Origin of the sequence: Zobellia alginiliquefaciens, from assembly GCF_029323795.1 — a bacterium.
Lineage (GTDB): Bacteria > Bacteroidota > Bacteroidia > Flavobacteriales > Flavobacteriaceae > Zobellia > Zobellia alginiliquefaciens.
In genome coordinates this window covers 296,131-317,146 of record NZ_CP119758.1, presented here as the reverse complement: position 1 = coordinate 317,146, position 21,016 = coordinate 296,131, and the positions used below count along the sequence as shown (strand labels likewise).

The window sequence follows — 21,016 nt, the reverse complement described above, 5'->3', positions numbered from 1 at the left end:
TAAGCGTACTTGCTCAAGGTGGAGAGGTGCTATACTATGAAGATAAAATAACGGTCAAGGATGCCGGTTCCGTTACTTTGGTATATGTGGCCGCTACCAGTTTTCAGAATTTTAAGGATGTTAGCGGTAATCCGTTAAAAAAAACAGATGCCTATTTAAAGGCACTAGCAGGGAAATCATTTAAGCAGCTCTATGAAAGACATGTAGCGGACTATTCAAAATTTTTCAATCGTGTAGCGATTGACTTAGGGGGTAAGCCAATCCAAAGTATACCAACGGACAAGAGACTTCAGCAGGTGTCTGAAGGAGGTTCGGATCCATTGTTGGACGAGCTTGTTTTTCAGTATGGCCGCTATCTCATGATTTCCGGTTCACGACCAGGTACGCAACCACTTAATTTACAAGGTATTTGGAACGGAACGATCTACCCGCCTTGGTGCAGCAAATATACCATCAATATTAATATTCAAATGAACGATTGGGTAGCTGAGGTTGGTAATCTCAGTGAATTTCACGAACCGTTTCTACGCATGGTAGACGAACTTCAAGGCCCAGGTAAAAATACGGCCAAGATACATTATGATGCAGAGGGTTGGGTAGCACATCACAATACTGATATTTGGCGAGGTGCGGCTCCGGTAGATGGAGCACAATGGGGCATGTGGCCTACAGGTGGGGCTTGGTTGTGTCAACACCTTTGGGAACACTATTTATACACTGGTGATGAGGAATTTCTTAAGAAGGCCTACCCAATTATGTAGGGTGCAGCCGAGTATTTTTTTGATGCTCTAGTGGAAAATGAAAATGGCTATTTAATTACATCACCGTCCATTTCTCCCGAGCATAGCCATGGAGGAACTACCAGTGATGGACTAAGTGTATGGCGTTCGGGTACGTCGCTTTGCTCCGGTCCAACGATGGATATTCAGATTTTAAATGATTTGTTTGGAAATATAATGGAAGCATCCCAAATATTGAACGTGGATAGAAGTTTTAGGTCTAAAGTAGCGAAGACAAAAGCTAGATTGGCACCTATGAAAATAGGAAAGTTCGGGCAGTTACAGGAATGGCAGGAAGACTGGGACAATCCGGATGACCCACATAGCCATGTATCTCATTTATACGGACTATACCCGAGTGGTCAGATTAACCCAAGGGACACTCCTAAATTATTTGAAGCAGCAAAGGTTTCCTTGAACCAGAGAGGATTTGATGATGGGTGGCCGGGTGCTTGGCGCATATCGTTGTGGGCACGCGCGGGAAATGCTGAAAACGCGTATAAGGCGTTAAACAAATATGTTACCCCGGGATAATCGGAAAGTCTGTTGAACAATGGAAGAGTATTTCAAATTGATGCAAACTTTGGGGCTACTGCCGGTATTGCGGAAATGTTGTTGCAAAGTCATAATGGGGAAATTAACCTTTTGCCCGCCTTGCCAAAAGCTTGGCAAAATGGATCGGTAAAAGGGCTACGGGCCAGAGGTGGTTATACCATTGATATGGTATGGGAGGAAGGCAAACTGGTGGAAGCTGTTGTTTCTGCGGATAACGCGGGAAAAGTTCCGATTAGTGTTAAGGGCGAACCTAAAGGAAGCGTAACCTTTAAAAAAGGAGAATCCAGAACGATTGAATGAAAGCAGTAAGGTGTTTGGTAAGGAGACTTTAAACGTAATGGTTGCGCTGTTACCTGTAGCTAACATTTAATAGTAAATGTTAGGTAAGATTTTTTGATGACGCCCTTATAGTTTCCTTTTTCCGCTGAAAATCAAAAACAAAATGTTTTCCATCTTTAGGCCAACCTGCTTTCGCAATAGGTTGTAGGCTTTGTTGAGTTGCCATTCTACCGTTCGCACAGATACATTTAGGTATTCCGCTATTTCAATGTTGGTAAGACCATCTTTTTTGCTTAGCAAAAAAGTTTGTTTGCACTTTTTCGGTAGTTTGGAAATACCTTCTGTAATCAGTCGAATTTTACGCTCGAACAATTCAGAATGGGTGTCCTCAACCATTTCATCTAGGGCTTCCATATAGGTGCGTTCTAGAATAGATAGTTTACGGTTTTTATGGTATTGGTTTATAAACTCATTGTACGTGGTCTTATACAGGAAACTTTTAATGGAAAGTTCCGGCTTTAGTTTTTTCCGGTACTCCCAAGTTTTAAGAAATACGGTCTGGACAATGTCTTTTGCTGTTGCTTCTGAATTGCTAAGACTAAGGGCATAAGTGAATAATGGCTTGTGATAAGTTTTTACCAACTGTGCGTAAGCGTTTTCATTACCGCTTTTTAGTCCCTCGGTAAGATTAATATCGTGTAGATTTTTTATAGACATAAAGCTATTTTATGCAATCGCGGTTATTTGTTTTGGTTTAAAGAAAATTTGGTTATACGTTCTATCAAGATACTATATTCTGTTAAGTTTTTACTGATATTTAATGTACTATTTTCAGTTTAAAATTTAAGAGATTTATTAAAATTAAAAGAAGTCATTTGAATGACTATCTCTTTCAAAGAAAAGGTGTTAATCTATGAATATGCATAATAGAAGGTGTAATTTTACAATAAATGTAAAAAAAATACAAAAAAAGCAAGTAGTGTGTAAAAATGCTTTGTAATACATATAAATAGGATACTAAAAGATGTTACCGGAAATAGAAAACCTTATCGTAAAATTTTTAACGGACTCGGCAACGGCAAAAGATTTGGACCGTTTGGCGGTTTGGATAGAAAATGACGAGAATAAAAAAGTGTTTAGTGAATATGTGCAAGTGCACTATGCTGTTTTTTTTAGTGTAAAGGAACCGGATACCAAAGAGCTACTGGACAATTTACTCACTACTATAAAAAGAGAGAACTCATTAGGATACAAATTTAGAAAGCTAGCTCCTTACCAATACGCAGCTTCCATTGCTTTGGTTTTATTGTCGGTACTTGCAGGCTATTTTTTGCTCAATAGGACTTCAGAGGAAAAGCAAATTCAAACACCTATTGTTCTAGAGGAGACTAATAGTATTGTTCCGGGAACGGACAAGGCGATATTGACGTTGGCCAATGGATCACAGGTAATTTTGGAAAAAGGGAATGTTTTTAAAAAGCAAAATGCGGATAGTAACGGAGAGCAAATTACATACGCGCAAAAATCAAGGAACTTAAACGTAGAGTACAATTATCTTACCATACCAAGAGGAGGGCAGTTTTTGGTAAAGCTGAGTGATGGCACCAAGGTCTGGTTAAATTCGGAAACACAATTGAAGTATCCGGTAGACTTTAAGGCAGGCGAAACCAGAAAGGTAGAATTGGTATATGGGGAAGCATATTTTGATGTATCACCTAGTTCCCAGAATGGTGGATCTAGTTTTGTAGTGTACAATCAATCTCAAGAAGTTAAGGTACTTGGTACGGAATTTAATATAAAGGCCTATCTGGAGGAAGCTAATGTAAATACCACATTGGTAGAGGGAAAAGTGGCTGTTCATACGAACGATTTTAATGAGACATTAAAACCTTTCCAACAGTTTCAATTTAATAAGGATTTAAACACAGGTACGGTTAAGGAGGTAGATGTATATAACGAGACCGCTTGGAAAGAAGGGGTGTTCAGTTTTGAGGATAAATCCCTCAAAGAGATGATGGCAGTGCTTTCCAGATGGTACGATGTAACTTTTGTATTTCAAAATCAAGCGGTGGAAAATGAGGAATTCATCGGCGTGTTAAGAAAGGATCAGGATTTAGAAGAAATACTAACGGGAATCAAAAACTTTGGAATAATCAAAAACTACAAGATATATGAGAAGAAAGTAATATTAGAATAAAAAAGAGGAACGAGAAATAAGCATTTGGTCGTGTCAAATCTTCGTTCCCCAGCATTTTAAGTATTAATTGATGAATAACAACTAACACCAGAACAAATTTATGGAAATCAAATTAATTTATATCCGTTCGCTTCTGCGAAAACGGATACTGAAGACTATTATGAAACTTTTTATCTTTTTATTCAGTACCGCTGTTTTCTGTCTTGTGCCGGAAAATACGCTGTCACAAGAAAAGATAACTATAGAAAAAGACAGGACGGTAAGTGCGGACCAGGTCTTTAAAATAATTAAAAAACAGACCGATCTAAATTTTATCTACCCAAAATCCTTGTTCAAGGGCGCGTCAAAAATACAACTGACCAAAGGAGAGGTTAAAGTTTCAGAGTTGATTGATCGCGTACTATTTAAGAATAACCTTAGTTTTGAATTGACCAAGAACAACACCATCCTAATAAAGAAAAGACGATTGGCTAAACCGGTCTCCAAGCAGAATCAAGGGCTTCGTATTACCGGACAGATTTTAGACGAAGTAGGAGTAGGACTCCCCGGAGCTACTATTGTTGAGGTAGGCACGACCAATGGGACCACTACTGATTTTGATGGTAATTTTAGCTTGGAGGTAACGGATGAAAATGCTACAATTTCCATATCGTACATCGGGTACAAAACACAAAAGCTTTCCGTTGGTGATCGCACTCAGTTTAAAGTAAGTATGGAGATGGACTCACAGGGTCTAGATGAAGTGGTAATTGTTGGTTATGGCTCAAAATCCAAAAAAACATTAACCGGTTCTGTGGCTACAGTAGAGGGGGAAACATTGACTCAAACACCAAGTGCGAATGTTTCAGCGAACCTGCAAGGTAGATTACCGGGACTGATAGCTAACCAACGAACAGGACAACCGGGAAGCGATGACCCCAGTATTTTAATTCGTGGGGCCGCTACGCTTAACAATAACAATCCGTTGGTAATAATAGATGGGGTACCTCGTGGAAATTTAAGTAGGTTAAACCCATCCGATATAGAAAATATATCTGTTTTAAAAGATGCATCTGCAGCCATATACGGAGCAAGAGCAGCTAACGGTGTTATTCTGGTAACTACCAAAAAGGGGAGAAGCGGAAAAACCGAATTTAATTTATCTTTTGACACGGCCATAAGTAAGCCAACGGTGGTTCCGGAGGTATTGGGCTCTGTTGCCTATGCGGAAACCTATAACGAAGGTGAATTTTATGCACAGGGGCGTCCAAGCGCAAACGATTTTACTCCCTTTTATTCAGAAGCGGATATTCAAAAATTCCGTGATGGTTCGGACCCTATACTTTACCCCAACACAGATTGGGCGCAAGAAACGCTTAAAAGCATGCCTTTACAGCAGCGGTTTAATTTATCCGCTAGTGGTGGCTCGGATAAAATAAGTTATCTTTTATCTTATTCCTTTTTAAACCAAGAAGGCCATTATATCAACAACCCTACAAATTATAGACAACATAATGTACGTGTAAATGTTGAGGCAGACCTTACGGACAACCTAACAATGGGAGCCAATCTTTCCGGCATCATTAACAAAAAGGACTACTCCGTAGCGGGCAACTTTGTAAATTTTTACAACATTCTCCGAGCTTTGCCTACGCTTCCGGCAAGATATCCAAATGGGGATATAGCACCAGGCCGTTTAGGTGAAAACCCATTGCTGCTAGATAGAAGAGGGTATAATCGTATTGAACAAACACCACTGTACACCACGTTTACCGCAACTTATAAAGTACCTTTTGTGAAAGGGCTAAAGATAGATGCTTCCTTTAATTACGATCAGGACAACCATACCGACAGAACTTGGACTTTGCCCTATACTTTTTCTTCGTACAACGTAAATACCGGAAACTACGATCAAAGAACATTAGGCCCACCAACACCAAATCTTAGTGATCGCTATGACAAGTTTACCACCTTACTATATAACTATAGATTATCTTATGACACTAAGTTTGGCGACCACAATGTAAGTGCTTTGGTGGGGCAAGAGCAACAACAGAACGAACACAGTTATGTTCAAGCTTATAGACAAAATTATGTAAGCTCTGCAATAGATCAGCTGAATGCAGGAAGTAACGCCCCAGAGGACAAGAACAATTCTGGGACTACTACGGCAAGTGCATATAACAATTACTTTGGCCGTTTCAATTATGACTTTAAATCTAAATATTTACTTGAGTTTTTGTTTAGATATGACGGTTCGCAAATATTTGCAGAAGGAGAACGATACGGTTTTTTTCCGGCCGTTTCTGGGGGATGGAGACTTTCTGAAGAACCGTTTATTAGAGACAATGTTTCTTTTATAGACAACCTAAAATTAAGATTTTCCTATGGTGAGCTTGGTAATGATGCCGTAGGACAATACCAATACCTACAATCTTTTTCCTTTAACAACAATTATGTTTTTGGATCAACAGATGTTCCCGGAGTTTCCGCTAACACTTTACCCAATGCCTACATAACATGGGAAAAAAGTAAAAAGACGGATATAGGTTTGGAGGCTGACTTTTTAGGAGGGCTTTTGGGTACAGAACTAACATTTTGGACAGAGAACAGATCTGATATTTTAACGTCTCGTAACCTGTCCATACCACAAATAGTTGGGTTTCCAGGGTTGCCGGATGAAAATATAGGGGAGGTAGATTCCAAAGGTTTTGAAATAGTTTTGACGCACCAAAATAGTATTGGAGAAGATTTTAACTACTCTGTAAACGCCAATGTAGCCTATGCCACCAGTGAAGTTGTCTTTATGGATGAGGTTCCTAATGATGAGGCGTATCAAGACCAGACGGGAAAACCTATCAATGCAGGCTTGTTCTATGAGACAGATGGCATATTCAATACCCAAGAAGAATTAGATGCTTATCCGCACCGTGCGAATAGCGGTCTTGGCGATATTAAGATTATAGACCTTAACGAGGATGGTGAAATTAATGACCTGGATAAGTTTAGGTATGATAAAACTGATACACCGGAATGGGTATTTGGTCTAAATGCGGGAATCAATTATAAAAATTTTGATATGAACCTGTTCTTTCAGGGGCAGGCAGGGGCGGTCAATTACGCTACAAGGTTCGAAGATCTTGGAACTACCGAACCCGCAAACGCTTTTGTACTAAGGGCTGAAGATCGTTGGACTGTAGACAATCCTAATGGTACCATGCCAAGAGCAAGACACGACAACCCAGGAGACAATACTTTTTTCTTGTTTGATGCAACTTTTGTAAGACTCAAAAGCGCAGAGATCGGTTATTCGTTACCAGAGGATGTTATTTCTAAAATAGGATTGGGCGGCGTGCGGTTGTACGTAAGCGGATCTAATCTGCTCACCTGGGCAAAAGAAATTGAATTTACAGATCCGGAGGTAAGTGGGCAAGCCCTTTTCTATCCTCAGCTTCGAGTAATCAATTATGGAATTAACGTGAACTTTTAGAATCAGAAAAAATGAAACATATATTATATATAACTATTATAGCATTATCACTATTTTCCTGTAGTGATGATATTTTAGACATTCCACCAAAGGATAGAATCGCAGAATCGGCCGTGTGGACAGATGCCGCATTGATACGTTCTTATCACAATCAGATATATGCGGGAATAGATCATTCCAAAGGTCCTAATATGATGGCCAAGGCAGTAGATGAAATGGTTTTTAACGATGCAAATCGCTATCCTGGACCTATTTTAAATGCTACATTAGACCCTGATAATGTTGATGATAGGGCTAATTTTAGAGGAGGTGGAAGCGTATATACGTGGAACAAGGATTATGATGTAATTAGAGAAGTGCTGGTTTTCTTGGATAGAATGGAGACTGATGAGGTGCTTGAAGAAGAAGAACGAAGGGTTTTGATAGCTGAAGCTAAGGTCATAAGGGCGTATATGTATTCCAGATTGATCGTTAGGTTCGGAGGTGTTCCCATCATTGAAGAGGTGTTGGAACTGGATGATGAATTAACGTTCTCCCGTAATACAATTGATGAGTGCGTAGCTTATATTGAGTCGGATATTGCGTCTGCAATGCCAGATTTACCTCCTGTAATATACGCCAGCGATGGTGAGTTTGGAAGAGCTAACCAATCTGCTGCTAAAGCTATTCTTTCTAGATTGTACTTATATATGGCCAGTCCGTTGTTTAATCCCTCCAACGATTTGTCTAAATGGCAGAAAGCGGCTGATGCTGCTTTTGATATCATAGATGATGGGTATTTCTCTTTGCACCCAGATTACACTTCCCTTTTTAATGCCCCTTCTGGATCAGTCAATACAGAATTGATTTGGGGAAGAAATTATACGCAATCCAATGCTCATGACCAGCCTATGTATATGCTTGGTAGAAGATGGGGTGCCTATGGCGGTTGGAGCGGTGCCGGTGGAGTAGCTCAAAATTTGGTAGATGATTATGAAATGACCAATGGAGAACTTCCTTTCATAAAAGTCAATCATGTCAATACTACCATAAATCCAGCTTCTGGTTATGATCCACAGAATCCTTATGCCAACAGGGATCCAAGATTTTATCAATCTATAAATTTTGACGGGACGGAATTCCGCGAGGTCATTTTGGAAAAATGGGTCTCTTCGGATGAAAGTGCTTGGGGTATGGATTCCTATAAAGAAAGTGGTGATAATCCAAGAAGCAATTACACCCTCAGAAAATTTATGCCCGGAACGGATACGGAACCAATTTTAAATTGGGACATTAATTACACCACTCCGTTTCACTTTTTTAGGTTAGGCGAAATTTATCTCAACTATGCAGAAGCGATGTTCGAATTAGGAAACGAAGGCGTCTGTAGGGAATACCTGAATTATATAAGACAACGCCCAACTGTAGAAATGCCACCTATACCGGATAGCATAACAGGAGAAGAACTTCGGACCCGGTTGTATAACGAACGTCGTATAGAACTTGCATTTGAGGAGCATAGGTATTTTGACGTTAGAAGATGGGGCATCGCTCAATATACCGAGGCCGTAGATCTTTATGGAATGGATATCATTAAGGATGTGGACACTGGCGTTAAAACATACGAACCTGTTTTGTTATTTGACCGTGCTTGGAATGAGAAACTGAACTTTATACCTATTGAAAGATCAGAAGTTCAAATAACAGGTGTGGAGCAAACTCCTGGATACAATTAGAGGTCAAACATTTCCTCTTATATTACGATGTAAAGACTAAAATACCGGCAGTATTGACGTATTGATGCTGTCGGAATTAATTTTACTTTTTTAAACGCTAAATCCAGCTTAATTATGACCGCTTTATATGTTTTTAAATAATCTGAAACAAATATAAAGTATCTGTTAATCGTGTAGAATTTCATTGAAATTGTAATTAACGCGCTTCATGTAGCCTTATAAGGTTATTGCTTTACATCAGAAAAAGTAAGGCAATACATTTATTAAGTAGGAATTGGATGCAACGTTTCCAATTTTACCTAAGAACCTTGTCAACCGCAACCGTTACAATTCCCCACAATAAAAAGCATTATAAAAATAGAACAGATGAAAAATAAATCTTCAATTCGAAAAGCTTTTATCCCTTACGGCTCGCATCGTTTTTTTGTGTTAGCATGGCTATGTCTTTTTGTAGGCACCAGTGCAAGTGCACAGACCGTAATTAACTCCCTATCAGAACTAAAGGAACATTTAGCTGCTAGCGATAAAAATTTTGTTATGGCACCTGGCACTTATTACTTTAACGAGGATAATTGCGGTCCGGACAAGTTGTTCTCGGATCCTGAAATTCTTTTGTTTACGGGATCTAATAGTACGTTTGACTTTACAGACGTGATTTTTGAATTCGATACGGAAATACTATCGGCTTTTGGAAGTAATTGGGTTGTAGAATTCTGGCCTACAGGTAATAATAATGTGTACACTAACCTCACGATGGAGGATATCGGAAACAAAAAACCGAGTAGAGGAGCAGAGGCCGTACACTTAGATGGAGCGGATAACAGAATAGAAGGCTTTCATATTACTACTAGAGGCTCTTATCCGTATGGATACGGAGACATATTTGGAAAAGGAGGTGGTAGTGTTATAGGGCACCAAAAACATGCGGGTATATTGGTGAGGGGAGATAGAAACCACATAAAGGATTGTACGGTAATGATGCGGGCTTATGGGCATGGCATTTTTATGCAGGGTTCTCAAGATGCACTAATAGAAAATTGCTACGTGGAGGGAGAATTGAGGACTTTAAATGAAGTATTGGAAGAAGAAGGTACGGGTAGCCCTGCCGATAATGTAGATTTTAGGACCGTTTGGGGTTATAGTCTTAAAGATTTAGAGCACGATTATAAATTTAGCCTACAGGAAGATGGGATTAGGAGTTATACTACCGGAAATATTTATGGTACGGATGAATCTAGGAGTACAACAGGGACAAAGGTCGTTAACTGTACGGTGGTAAAAATGCGTTCTGGGGTTACTATCGGATGGGATTACACGGAGAAACTCGTAGAAAACTGCACGGTACTGGCATGTGAGACCGGGTTTTGGGTAGGTTCCAATACCCAGATGACGAACAGTAGGGGTGATGCCTCTATAGGACCTTTATTATCGGAAGACGTAGAAAGGTCTAACTCAACTATAGAACTTACACTTCTGGATAATTATGTACCAAAAATAGGAAATACGCCCTATTTTTATTTTTCTGGAAGCAACCACGATCTTACCTTACATGATGGAACCACATACTTTAATTCGGATATTGAATTACAGGTTGGAGGCAAAAGATATGGGCATAGATGGCTAGAAGGTTCGGGAGAAGAGCCTTTATACAGAACGGCAACTCAACTTAAATTTAAAAACGAAACATTGTACCCGATTGTGATAGGGGACAACGCAACCGAAATTGAAATAAGCAGTTGCGGCCCTGTTACTGACAGAGGCACGGCTAATACAATTACGGTATTAGCAGATTGCAGCTATGAACGTCCTTGTAACAACTCCTTATCCAATTTGCAGGCAGAATGCCATGATAGTATGATAGGAGTTGAACCTGTTGCTATAAGCGGGAATAATGAACTTGGTGTAACATCTGTTGAAATTGGGGATTATGTGGGTTTTACAGGACTGGATTTAACTAATGTCGCAAAGGTAAGGGCCATAGTCAAATCTGATGTAGATGGAGTCGTCATCGAAGTACGCGGCTCCAGTGTAGATGGTCTTCATTTGGCCACATTGACCATTAACGGCACCTCAGGCGAATTCCAGAAATTTGAAACGGAATTGATAAACCAGGTAGAAGGGGTAACCAATGTCTTTTTTGTTGTAAAAGGCAATAGTAGCGACTCGTTGGTGTTAGATAGATTCGGGTTTGATTACGACTCTTGTGCGGTAAGCACGTTTAACCCCATTCTGCCAATCAGCGCAGAGGGCTTTTGCAATTCCCAAGGAGTGGAGCTCGTTGAAATTACGGCTACGAACCAGGCGGTATTAGCCAAAGAAAGTGGTAGTTTTTTACAATTTTCAAATATGGATTTTGGAAACGACGACACCTATAACGCGGTACGGCTCTCGGTATCTTCTACAAAAGAAGAAGGAACTATAGAAGTACGCCAAGGCTCGGAAGACGGAGAGTTATTGGCAAGTGTGGGAATACAAGACACGGGAGGGGATGATATTTATAAAAGCTTTTCCGCTTACACGGATAATAATATCAGTGGTTTACAAGATATATTTCTGATCTTTAACGGGGAAGGAGAAAACATCTTTAGAGTTGATAATTTTTTGTTCTACAATGATGAGTGCTCAGGTACCCAATATCAAGCATATACAGAAATAGATGCTTTGGATTATTGCGATATGTTCGGCGTTGTCCCTATAAACGATGAATATTTGGGTGGTATTCAAGATGGTGATTGGATAAGGTACGGTAGTGTTGATTTTACCGATACCGCTCCGCTTAGCGCAGTACTCAACCTTGCAGGTTTGGACACGGCCCAAGGATATATTAGCCTCATGCTAGATGACCCGGAAGAAGGTACTAGGATAGGTTATGCCGTGGCACCAAAGACTGGCGGCTGGGAAATTTGGGAAGAAGTAGAAATCCCCCTGAACGAAGAGGTAACCGGGGTTCATGAACTTTATCTGCGGTTTAGCGGCACCTATTACAATATAGACTGGTTCTCTTTTTCGGACAAAGAAGTCGTGTTGCCGCCACCGGCAATATTAACTGCATCCAACAATTTTGATAATGGGGAAATTATCCCTTTCCATTCATGTACTACAAAGGAACCACACTACGCTAAAGTTGAGAACGGTCGTCTTAAAACATTTTGGAGTATGGAGGGTGGTTACGATGGCACAGAAGAAGATGAAAGTGCCGAGGTTTGTTCCGATACCGAAGTGTGGAGTACCACAAAAGAAGGATGGTATGGTGTAACCGTTAATATTGGTGAGGATTACGGTACCGATGTACAAGCGGCAATCGCACAGGTTATCGGTTACGGCAGAGATGTAGAAATGTGGGAAGCTATGTTAAAAATGAACAATAACGATTTGGTGATGGCCTATCGGGGCAATGGCTCGGACTACATAGAAACCGAAGAAAGTGAGATTAAGGAAAACACCATATTTTCTAATGTGCCGCGCAACCGCAATATAAATATCATCGTTCATTTTGTATTATCTGCAACTGACCAAGGATTAATGGAGGTCTGGGTAGATGACGAGAAAGTAATGGAAGAGGATAATATATCCTTAGGTTATGGAAGTTGGAACGCAGATACGGATAGAAAGGATTGTCCGGAATGCAGAAGCGAGTTACGAACTGGGCAATACAATTATAACACTAATCATTATCAGGAAAACGAAACACGCACCGTTTATTACGACAATATAACCATGTATAATGGGGAAGACGGTTATGACATAGTAGATCCGTCAATAAATGATGAGGATAACATAGTCTGTGAGGGTTTTGATGCCTACAATAAAATTGAAGCAGTCAGCTATTGTGGAAAATCCGGTGTAGTTATGGATACGGATGATTTTGGTAACGAGATTGTAAGTACAATGGATACAACGGCTTGGTTAAGGTACGGTTTCGTAGATTTTAATGAGGGAGCATATAGGTTTAACGCTCGTATAAAATCTTCTAAAAACCAAGGAAGCATAGAATTACGTTTAGGAAATGTCAGTGGACAATTATTAGGAACCTACAAGATAAATGAAGAAACGGATACAGCACGATGGATTGATATAACTGCGGATATTTCTGGAGCAACCGAAATTCAAGATTTGTACATTTTGTTTGACAACAGTGCGGTGTCCCTTAAGGAATTTCAGTTTGAAGCCATACCGGAAAAAGGCGAAAATAGAGCTTTGCTAGGTTCAGCGGAGCAATCTTCCACAGCTTATGGTGGGGATAGTTCTCGGGCAATTGATGGTAACACCAGTGGTAGATTTGGAGACGAATCGGTAACACATACCGCTGTTGAAGAGAACCCTTGGTGGGAAGTAACCCTGAACGAAACGCATGCTGTAGATTTCTTGTACATCTACAACAGAACGGATTGTTGCTCAGATCGCTTATCTAATTTCACTGTAAGTATTATAAAGGGCGATTCCATTACTTTTTCCAAATCTTATACCACCTATCCTGATCCATATGTATTTATTGATGCCAAGGGTGTAAGTGGGGAACGTGTACGTGTCCAATTAAACAATTCGGACAATTTGGCCCTAGCGCTGGCAGAGGTGGAGGTATACGGTGTGCCGGAATCTGAAATACCACGTCTAAGCCTGACTAGCAAAACCAAAGGCAACGCTGCAGACAAAAATATTGCTACGGATTTAGAAATATTAAATATGGGAGTAGCGCCCATATCTATTGAAGATATTACCGTGCGTTATTGGTTTACTGCAGAAGATTATGCCCCACTTAACTTTACATGTTTTTATGCGGCAATTGGCGCGGAGAACATTAATGGTAGTTTTAAAAAGAGCGAGCCCTTAAAACTGGGCGGACATTATTATATGGAACTTTCTTTCTTGGGCGGCCCGGACATTTTGCCAGATGCCGGTACAGGACTTATTAAAACCTTTATTTCTAAAAGTGATTGGTCCGTTTTTAATGAAGCTGACGATTATTCTTATCTCAGTACGGATAGTATGGTTGAAAATAGGAACATTACTTTATACTATAAAGGCAGCCTGGTGTATGGAAATGAACCGGAAGACATTGTTTCCAGAACAGAACTTCAACTTGTACATAGAACGGGAGATGCGGGAAGGCCTTCCGATAAAAATATGAGACCGGACCTGTTGATTAAGAATATCGGCAATACTGATGTATCCTTAAATGATATTAAGCTCAAGTACTGGTTTTCGGACAGGCATAAGGGGGCGGTCAACTTCTATATAGACTATTCAAAACTAAATAAAGCTCATATTAAAGGTCAGGTTCATGATATGGAAACCCCTTATTCAGGTGCCAATAAGTACTTAGAACTGACCTTTTCCGATAACGATACGTTGTACGCATTAAGCAGTTCCGGTGAGATACGTACAAGGCTGGCAAAGTCTAACTGGAAAGCCTTTGATGAAACCGATGACTTTTCATATTCGGATAATCAGGATTATATGCTAAACGAAAAAATAGCCGTGTACTTGAACGATAAGTTGGTTTGGGGAGAGGAACCAACAGAAGCAGAAGGAGCCTATGAAGAGCCCGAATTTATAATTGGCAAAACCCGAATGTATCCTAATCCGGTTGTTACGGAGCTGACCGTAGAACTACCCAAAAGCAAGTATGACAGATATTCGGTTTATGACAGTTTTGGGCGGAAAGTTTTCAAGGGAGACATCGGTAAGGAAACGGAAAAATTCACCATTGATTTTAGAAGTAAGTATCGCGGACTATATTTTCTTGTCCTGCATAATGACAGAACGAAGAAGGTGAGTATAGTTGTAAAGAAATAAATACGGCTAAAACACCACGTTATAAAGTAAATTGAAAATGAGTCATTATTTATTGCGAGGGTAAAGTGGAAATGAGATAAATTTTTGATAAGCAGTCCGCAAAGTAAAGGATATCATACAATTGAAGCTAAATTTTGGGGAGGGATTCCAGGCGACCTTTCTGATAAATTTTGAAATATTTGGATGTTATATTATGATGTACAAAATCGATTAATTATGCAAAAATAAAAAAGATAAAATAATAATTTGGACCTCGACAACTATCATCGCTTTATTTGAAGGTGTCATGCTTACATTGACTTCACTGCCAGAATTTGCAATAGATGGCGTAAGGCATTTGGGTTATCGAGTTTTTTGGAGCAATTTGGTCTCCTCACGCAAAAGGTCATTTCCATAAATGCAGCAAAAGGATCAAAACATTTTTTATTTCAACAAATTAATTTTAATTAGTCGTTAATATTCAATTAATTATATGGTTTAAACCTTCTAAATTAACGCTTGTCTATAACAATGTGATTCGCTCTATTAATATTGTATCAATCGGATAGTTTAAATTATGGACGGGCAGAAAAAGAAAGAATTTCTAGATAGGATATTTATAGTTAACGGGTAGTGTCATGTGTATACCTATCTAAGGGCTTTCCCCAATGGAAAGCCCTATTTCTCTTTCAATTTAACGACCACTGGACAATTCTTCCGAACATGGACTTTTCGTCCGACCGCTATTCCAAATTGCTCTAAAAGAAAAAATGGGCGGTACACCAAAGTATTTTGGCTCTGGAGGAGGTACAAATAATTTCGTCTGAAAATCCCCCGAATATGAAAACAGTTTTACTTCTAAAGAACATTTATCTAGAAGGCATCAAAGTTATAAGCAACATTGTTATTAGAAACTATCTTAAGCTTTTCACTTGGTTTATAGTAGTTTTACTTATGGTTGTAGTCCATTCGTTTCTATATAGAATATACTGGATTTACCTTTAAGTAATTTTTAATCCGTTCACAAAGAAAATCGAAATTTAGTAATCAATAATATAGGGATTCAACCGGTTTAAAACTTGGGTTTAAGCCGGTTTTTTAAATTTTAGGATATGGGGTATGGATTGCTTTTATAATAGGATTGGTGTATTTTTGTGCAACCAGACCAATACCATTTCAATGACCTCCAATTCAGCTGAAGAGAGAAATCTATTTATTTTAATATTCCTTAACTCTATATATCCTATGGGAAAGGAACTAAAATCATATTTAGGTGAAAAAATCAAAAGTTGCCACTTTCAAAAAAATGAAATCGTAAGTAAGACCGGTGAGACCTGTAACCGACTTTACTTGATTAAAAAGGGAATGGTAAGGGGCTATTTTAATAATGGTGGAATTGATATTACGACTTGGATAGATAGTGAAAACGAAGTATTTACCTCCATAACGGGCTTCTTTAGAAATCAACCTTCCCGAGAAAATATACAGTGTATAGAAGAGACTTATTGTGATTATTTGGAATATGAAGATTACAAATACTGTCTGCAACGTTTTCCAGAGATGAATCATATTAGCAGGATAATGCTTGAGGAGTATTATATGTTATCGGAACATAGAGTGCTCTTAGCTAGAATTCCAAATGCTTCAAATAGGTTAGACTACTTTTTAGAACATAGTAAAAAAGCTATTGCTGATCGCATACCTAGAAAATATTTAGCTTCTTTTTTGGCCATGAGACCCGAAACTTTGAGTAGACTGCTAAAAAAATAGTCCGATTTCCAAAATTTGAAGTTTATCGGGAAAATGTTGTCGTTTATCGATTTTGTACAATACTTTTTCTTCAACGTATTGATAGAGTGAAAGTTATTATTTTAATCCTTCATTTAGTTTGGGAATGTCTGATTTTTTTATTTTGTAAGAAATGATCTGAAATTGACATTTGTCAAGTTTGTATAAATATGCAGGGTAATAAGTTAATTTCACTAACGTTTTCCTACAAACACAATAATATAATTTCATGTATAATATTATTGTTCACACTACTATTGATCAATAATAAATAACAACCAAACCAGAATATACCTAAACAATGAAATAGCGATTCCTTACTACCTCAGAATTCCTAAAGTCATAGTATAAACGGTTATTATCAACCGTGCTTTGAAAAGTTCATCTAGTATGAACAGGGAAACCTTTGCCCATTTTTAAGCATTTTCTATGGGCTTTTGAACCTTACTTTGCTTCCTAAAGATAGCAATGCTTAACCTTTAATAGTTATACAATAATCACTAAAACATTTTAGCTCCAGTTTCTGTTGGACAACCCAAATTTCTTAACCCTATGAAGATTAAATTATCACCATTAATTTTTATGCTGACAGTTTTTCTGTCCATTTATACGCAAGATTTGAAAGCGCAAAATACAACGCAAAACCTTTTGTCCAATGCTGTATCAGATGAAACACTGTGGGAATCTTTAGAGCTTGATTTCAATCAGGTGTCAAAGATTTACATATTAGACCACGGTGTCACTTTAGAACTCCCGGACACATTTGCTATAGATGGTGTTCCCGTCGAAATAATCCAAAAAAATCAAGTGGAATCTATACAGGGTTTTCCATTGATTCATATCCATACGTTACATGTTGAAAATAATCAGGCCTTACTCAGAATCTACCTTTCTAAAAGGCAAAATGGTAAGGAACAAACTACGAATGCTGAATTTCAATTCATAAAAAAGGATTTGGAGTGGCAAATAACTAAAAAACAATAAAAAGATGAGAGTGGATTATTTGAAGATAGGATTGGCCATTCTTTTTGGTCTATTATTCAATGTGACTGATTTATACGCACAGGAGAATAAAATCTTAAACAATGATAGATTGCGAATTGGAAACGGTAACCAGAACTCTATCAATACCTATGGAAACATGGAGCAACCATTTTATTATAATGGTTCTGAATATCGAAAATTGACCTACTCTACTTATCCATTGGACATCCAATGGGGTATTGGAGGTGATGGTACCCAAAACTGGAATACCAGTGGTAGTCTGACCGAGAATCCCGCCTTGGCCAACCAAGTATTTGATTATTCAAACTTTACCATCACGAATGCCGCTACTGGTGATGGTTATGGACAAATTAGGACTTATGGAGATATTACCATCAACGGACAGGATTTCAGGGTGGAGAATATTTATGAGCTTCTACAACCGGAAGGGTACATCGCCATTAAAGTAAAGATAACCAATATGAGCGCTAGCAATGCTGAAAATGTTCGGCTTTGGGTAGGTACCAGAGATGATTATGTTGGAGGTAGCGATGGGCCAACAAAGGAACGAGGAAACTTGGTTGATGAGGAATTCGTTATTCTAGACAATCAGGCGGATCAAGCCAAGGCAATTAAAATATCTACTTCTGAAGAAGCTATTTTATTTTTTAGTAATTCCGATAGGGCGTATTCGACCATTAATAGGTGTTGCAGCTTTGGTAATGCCACCAATCAAAATCCAGCCACAAATAATGTTACCGAAACGGGAGACGGTTCTTATGCGCTATATGTACGTTTTAACGATTTGGCCGCTAACGAAAGTGATGAACTTATATGGTATTACGGTGCCGGAACGCTGCCTGAAATCGACGAAATTATCGCCAGGGTTGCCAATGCAGCCATAGGCGCTTTTGACAATGTAACGTATAATTCCGCAGATTATACGGCCCGTATCAATGAATCAGGCACTGGCTATTGGATATTAGTTCCTGATGAATCACCGGTACCTACCAGTGAACAGATCGAGAACGGAGTTGATTATAATGGAGTAACATTGATCGGTTCGGGTAATTCCCCGATGCAGGCCAATCAAGAATATATATTTTCATTAAATGGTCTAACACCTTCTACGGATTACGATTTCTACTTCGTGGCAGAATATTTTGACGGGGTCGAAGATACCTATACCGAGATTATAAGTGAAGATTTAACAACACTCGAGGCTCCTCCAGTCTTAACTTCCTTTAGTCCTAATAATGCGGCTTTTGGTGAGATGATCACCCTTTCAGGTTCTCATTTCTTGACTACTAATAATGTTCTAGTGGGGGGATTAAACGCCTCTTTCACCGTAATAGACGAAAATACGGTTGAGGTAATAGTACCCGATGGTGCACAAGACTCTTATATCGAACTTACTAATGAAAGTGGAACTGCCACCATAGAGTCTGAAAATACTGGCAATGGAGATGATAGTTGCAGTACTGGTTGGTCCGGTGCCTGGCAAACCATCAGTTCCAATGAGGATGAAATTTTAAGAAGCGTTACCTTGAAACTTGCGAATACAGACGTAAGCGCCGATTACGACTTATATTTGGAATTGTACGATACAGATGATAATCCGGGCTCAGCTAATCCTTCGGAAAAATTCACATCCTTAGTAGCATCCTCAGCAGAGTTGAACATTGGGGCGAACTCCAATGCTGCTGAGTTCGAGTTTCTGTTTGAAACCAATCCGGAACTTACCGGAAATGAAAACTACTATGTCGTTTTGAAGGAGCGGGCATCAAACCCTGCGATTACAGGAGGACAAAGTATTTATCTTTCATGTGACGGCAATGACAACGGCGGTGCAGGCAATAATTTTAGTTCACTTTTTCACTCTTTTGTCACAAATCCTGTTTTTCATATTAGTAATCCACCGTCTGACGTAACCCTTGCTCCAAACACAATTATGGAGAACAATTTAGAGGGAGCGGTTATTGGCTCATTTTCTTCAGTGGATGCAGATAATGGTGATTCCCATGTTTATATGTTGGTGGCAGGGATTGGAGATGAAGATAATGATCATTTCACGATTGACGGAAACGGTCTTAAGGCTAATGTTGTCTATGACTATGAAACCAAAAATTCTTACTCGATTCGAATCTTATCTACAGATGAAGATGGGAATGAATTTCAAAAGAATCTAATAGTTACGATTTCTGATGATGTTGATGAAGATAATGATGGGATTCCGGAAAGCACTGATAATTGCCCGGATACGGCTAATGCCAATCAAACGGATACCGATAGTGATGGTACAGGAGACGTTTGTGATTTAGATGATGATAACGATGGCACACCTGATACAGAGGACGCTTTCCCGTTAGACGAAAACGAGGATACCGATACGGACGGCGATGGAACCGGGGACAATGGGGATACGGATGACGATGGGGACGGAACACCGGATTCGGAGGATGTATTTCCATTAGACGAAAACGAGGATACCGATACGGATGGTGATGGAACCGGGGACAATGCCGATAATGACGACGACGGGGACGGAACAGCGGATTCGGAGGATGCATTTCCATTAGACGAAAACGAAGATACCGATACGGACGGTGATGGAACCGGAGACAATGTGGATACGGATGACGACGGGGACGGAACAGCGGATTCGGAGGATGCATTTCCATTAGACGAAAACGAGGATACCGATACCGATGGCGATGGAACCGGAGACAATACTGATAATGATGACGATAATGATGGGATTGTGGATATCGACGACGAATTTCCAAAAGATTCTAATGAATGGTCGGATATTGATGAGGATGGAATCGGTGATAATGCAGATACCGATGATGATGACGATGGTGAAGAGGATATTGATACCGATGGGGACGGCCTAGGGGATAATGTTGATGAGGATGACGACAATGATGGTATTTGGGATACTGAGGACGACTTCCCGCTGGATGAAACAGAAACCATCGATACAGATGGTGATGGTACCGGTGATAATGCCGATACCGACGATGATGGGGATGGGTACTCTGATGAACAGGAAATTGAACATGGAACGGACGCCACCGATTCAATGGATACACCTGCCGATAACGACAATGATGGTATTCCGGACACCAGGGACGAAGATGATGATAATGATGGTATTCCAGACAATATGGACTATTTTCCCTATGACAGCAAACCTACACTGAGTCCAGCAGAAGCCTTTACGCCTAATGGCGATGGTATGAACGATGCTTGGGTAGTGCCGGGAATAGAAAATTACCCCAATAACACGGTGCGGGTCTATAACCGATACGGTCATGAAGTTTTTGCCCAGAAGGGTTATCGAAACGATTGGCAGGGCTTCTTTAAAGATAAAAACGAGAAACTGCCTTCCGGATCTTATCTCTACGTAATCGACCTAGGAAATGATGAGGCTCCGTTGAAAGGTTGGATATTTGTCAACTATTAACCATAA

The 21,016-nt window shown here is 39.5% G+C and carries 10 protein-coding genes and 1 pseudogene; 10 read left to right on the top strand and 1 reads right to left on the bottom strand.

The window, feature by feature from the left end; genetic code table 11:
• Window positions 1-26: 26 nt before the first annotated feature.
• Together P0077_RS20945 and P0077_RS01350 are read left to right on the top strand one after the other, a co-directional pair.
• Window positions 27-1,382: pseudogene (locus P0077_RS20945) on the top strand (glycosyl hydrolase family 95 catalytic domain-containing protein); the annotation flags it as partial.
• A gap of 6 nt (window positions 1,383-1,388) precedes the next feature.
• Window positions 1,389-1,634, top strand: coding sequence for a glycoside hydrolase family 95-like protein (locus P0077_RS01350; protein WP_432422808.1), 246 nt, complete (start codon window positions 1,389-1,391; stop codon window positions 1,632-1,634).
• A gap of 105 nt (window positions 1,635-1,739) precedes the next feature.
• On the opposite strand, the gene P0077_RS01345 is transcribed toward P0077_RS01350, so the two are convergent.
• Entirely contained in the window at window positions 1,740-2,330 is a 591-nt protein-coding gene (locus P0077_RS01345; RefSeq protein ID WP_276167386.1) for an RNA polymerase sigma factor, read from the bottom strand.
• 307 nt (window positions 2,331-2,637) lie between these two features.
• On the opposite strand from P0077_RS01345, the gene P0077_RS01340 reads away from it, so the two are divergent.
• The 8 genes from P0077_RS01340 to P0077_RS01310 all read left to right on the top strand — a co-directional run bounded on the left by P0077_RS01340 (window position 2,638) and on the right by P0077_RS01310 (window position 21,010).
• The gene (locus tag P0077_RS01340) at window positions 2,638-3,810 is read left to right on the top strand and encodes a FecR family protein (protein ID WP_276167385.1); all 1,173 of its coding nucleotides are present in this window, start codon (window positions 2,638-2,640) and stop codon (window positions 3,808-3,810) included.
• 100 nt (window positions 3,811-3,910) lie between these two features.
• On the top strand, window positions 3,911-7,279 hold the full coding sequence (locus P0077_RS01335; protein WP_276167384.1) for a SusC/RagA family TonB-linked outer membrane protein: 3,369 nt from the start codon (window positions 3,911-3,913) through the stop codon (window positions 7,277-7,279).
• Between the two features lie 11 nt (window positions 7,280-7,290).
• On the top strand, window positions 7,291-8,994 hold the full coding sequence (locus P0077_RS01330) for a RagB/SusD family nutrient uptake outer membrane protein (RefSeq protein WP_276167383.1): 1,704 nt from the start codon (window positions 7,291-7,293) through the stop codon (window positions 8,992-8,994).
• 366 nt (window positions 8,995-9,360) lie between these two features.
• Entirely contained in the window at window positions 9,361-14,790 is a 5,430-nt protein-coding gene (locus P0077_RS01325; RefSeq protein WP_276167382.1) for a carbohydrate-binding protein, read from the top strand.
• 819 nt (window positions 14,791-15,609) lie between these two features.
• Entirely contained in the window at window positions 15,610-15,774 is a 165-nt protein-coding gene (locus P0077_RS20925) for a DUF6747 family protein (protein WP_349292970.1), read from the top strand.
• Between the two features lie 240 nt (window positions 15,775-16,014).
• Complete coding sequence (locus P0077_RS01320; protein ID WP_197057950.1) at window positions 16,015-16,539, top strand: Crp/Fnr family transcriptional regulator; 525 nt, start codon at window positions 16,015-16,017, stop codon at window positions 16,537-16,539.
• A gap of 570 nt (window positions 16,540-17,109) precedes the next feature.
• Window positions 17,110-17,541 carry a hypothetical protein gene (locus P0077_RS01315; protein WP_276167381.1) on the top strand — a complete coding sequence of 144 codons (432 nt, stop codon included), beginning with the start codon at window positions 17,110-17,112 and terminating at the stop codon, window positions 17,539-17,541.
• A gap of 4 nt (window positions 17,542-17,545) precedes the next feature.
• On the top strand, window positions 17,546-21,010 hold the full coding sequence (locus tag P0077_RS01310; protein WP_276167380.1) for a T9SS type B sorting domain-containing protein: 3,465 nt from the start codon (window positions 17,546-17,548) through the stop codon (window positions 21,008-21,010).
• Window positions 21,011-21,016: the final 6 nt, after the last annotated feature.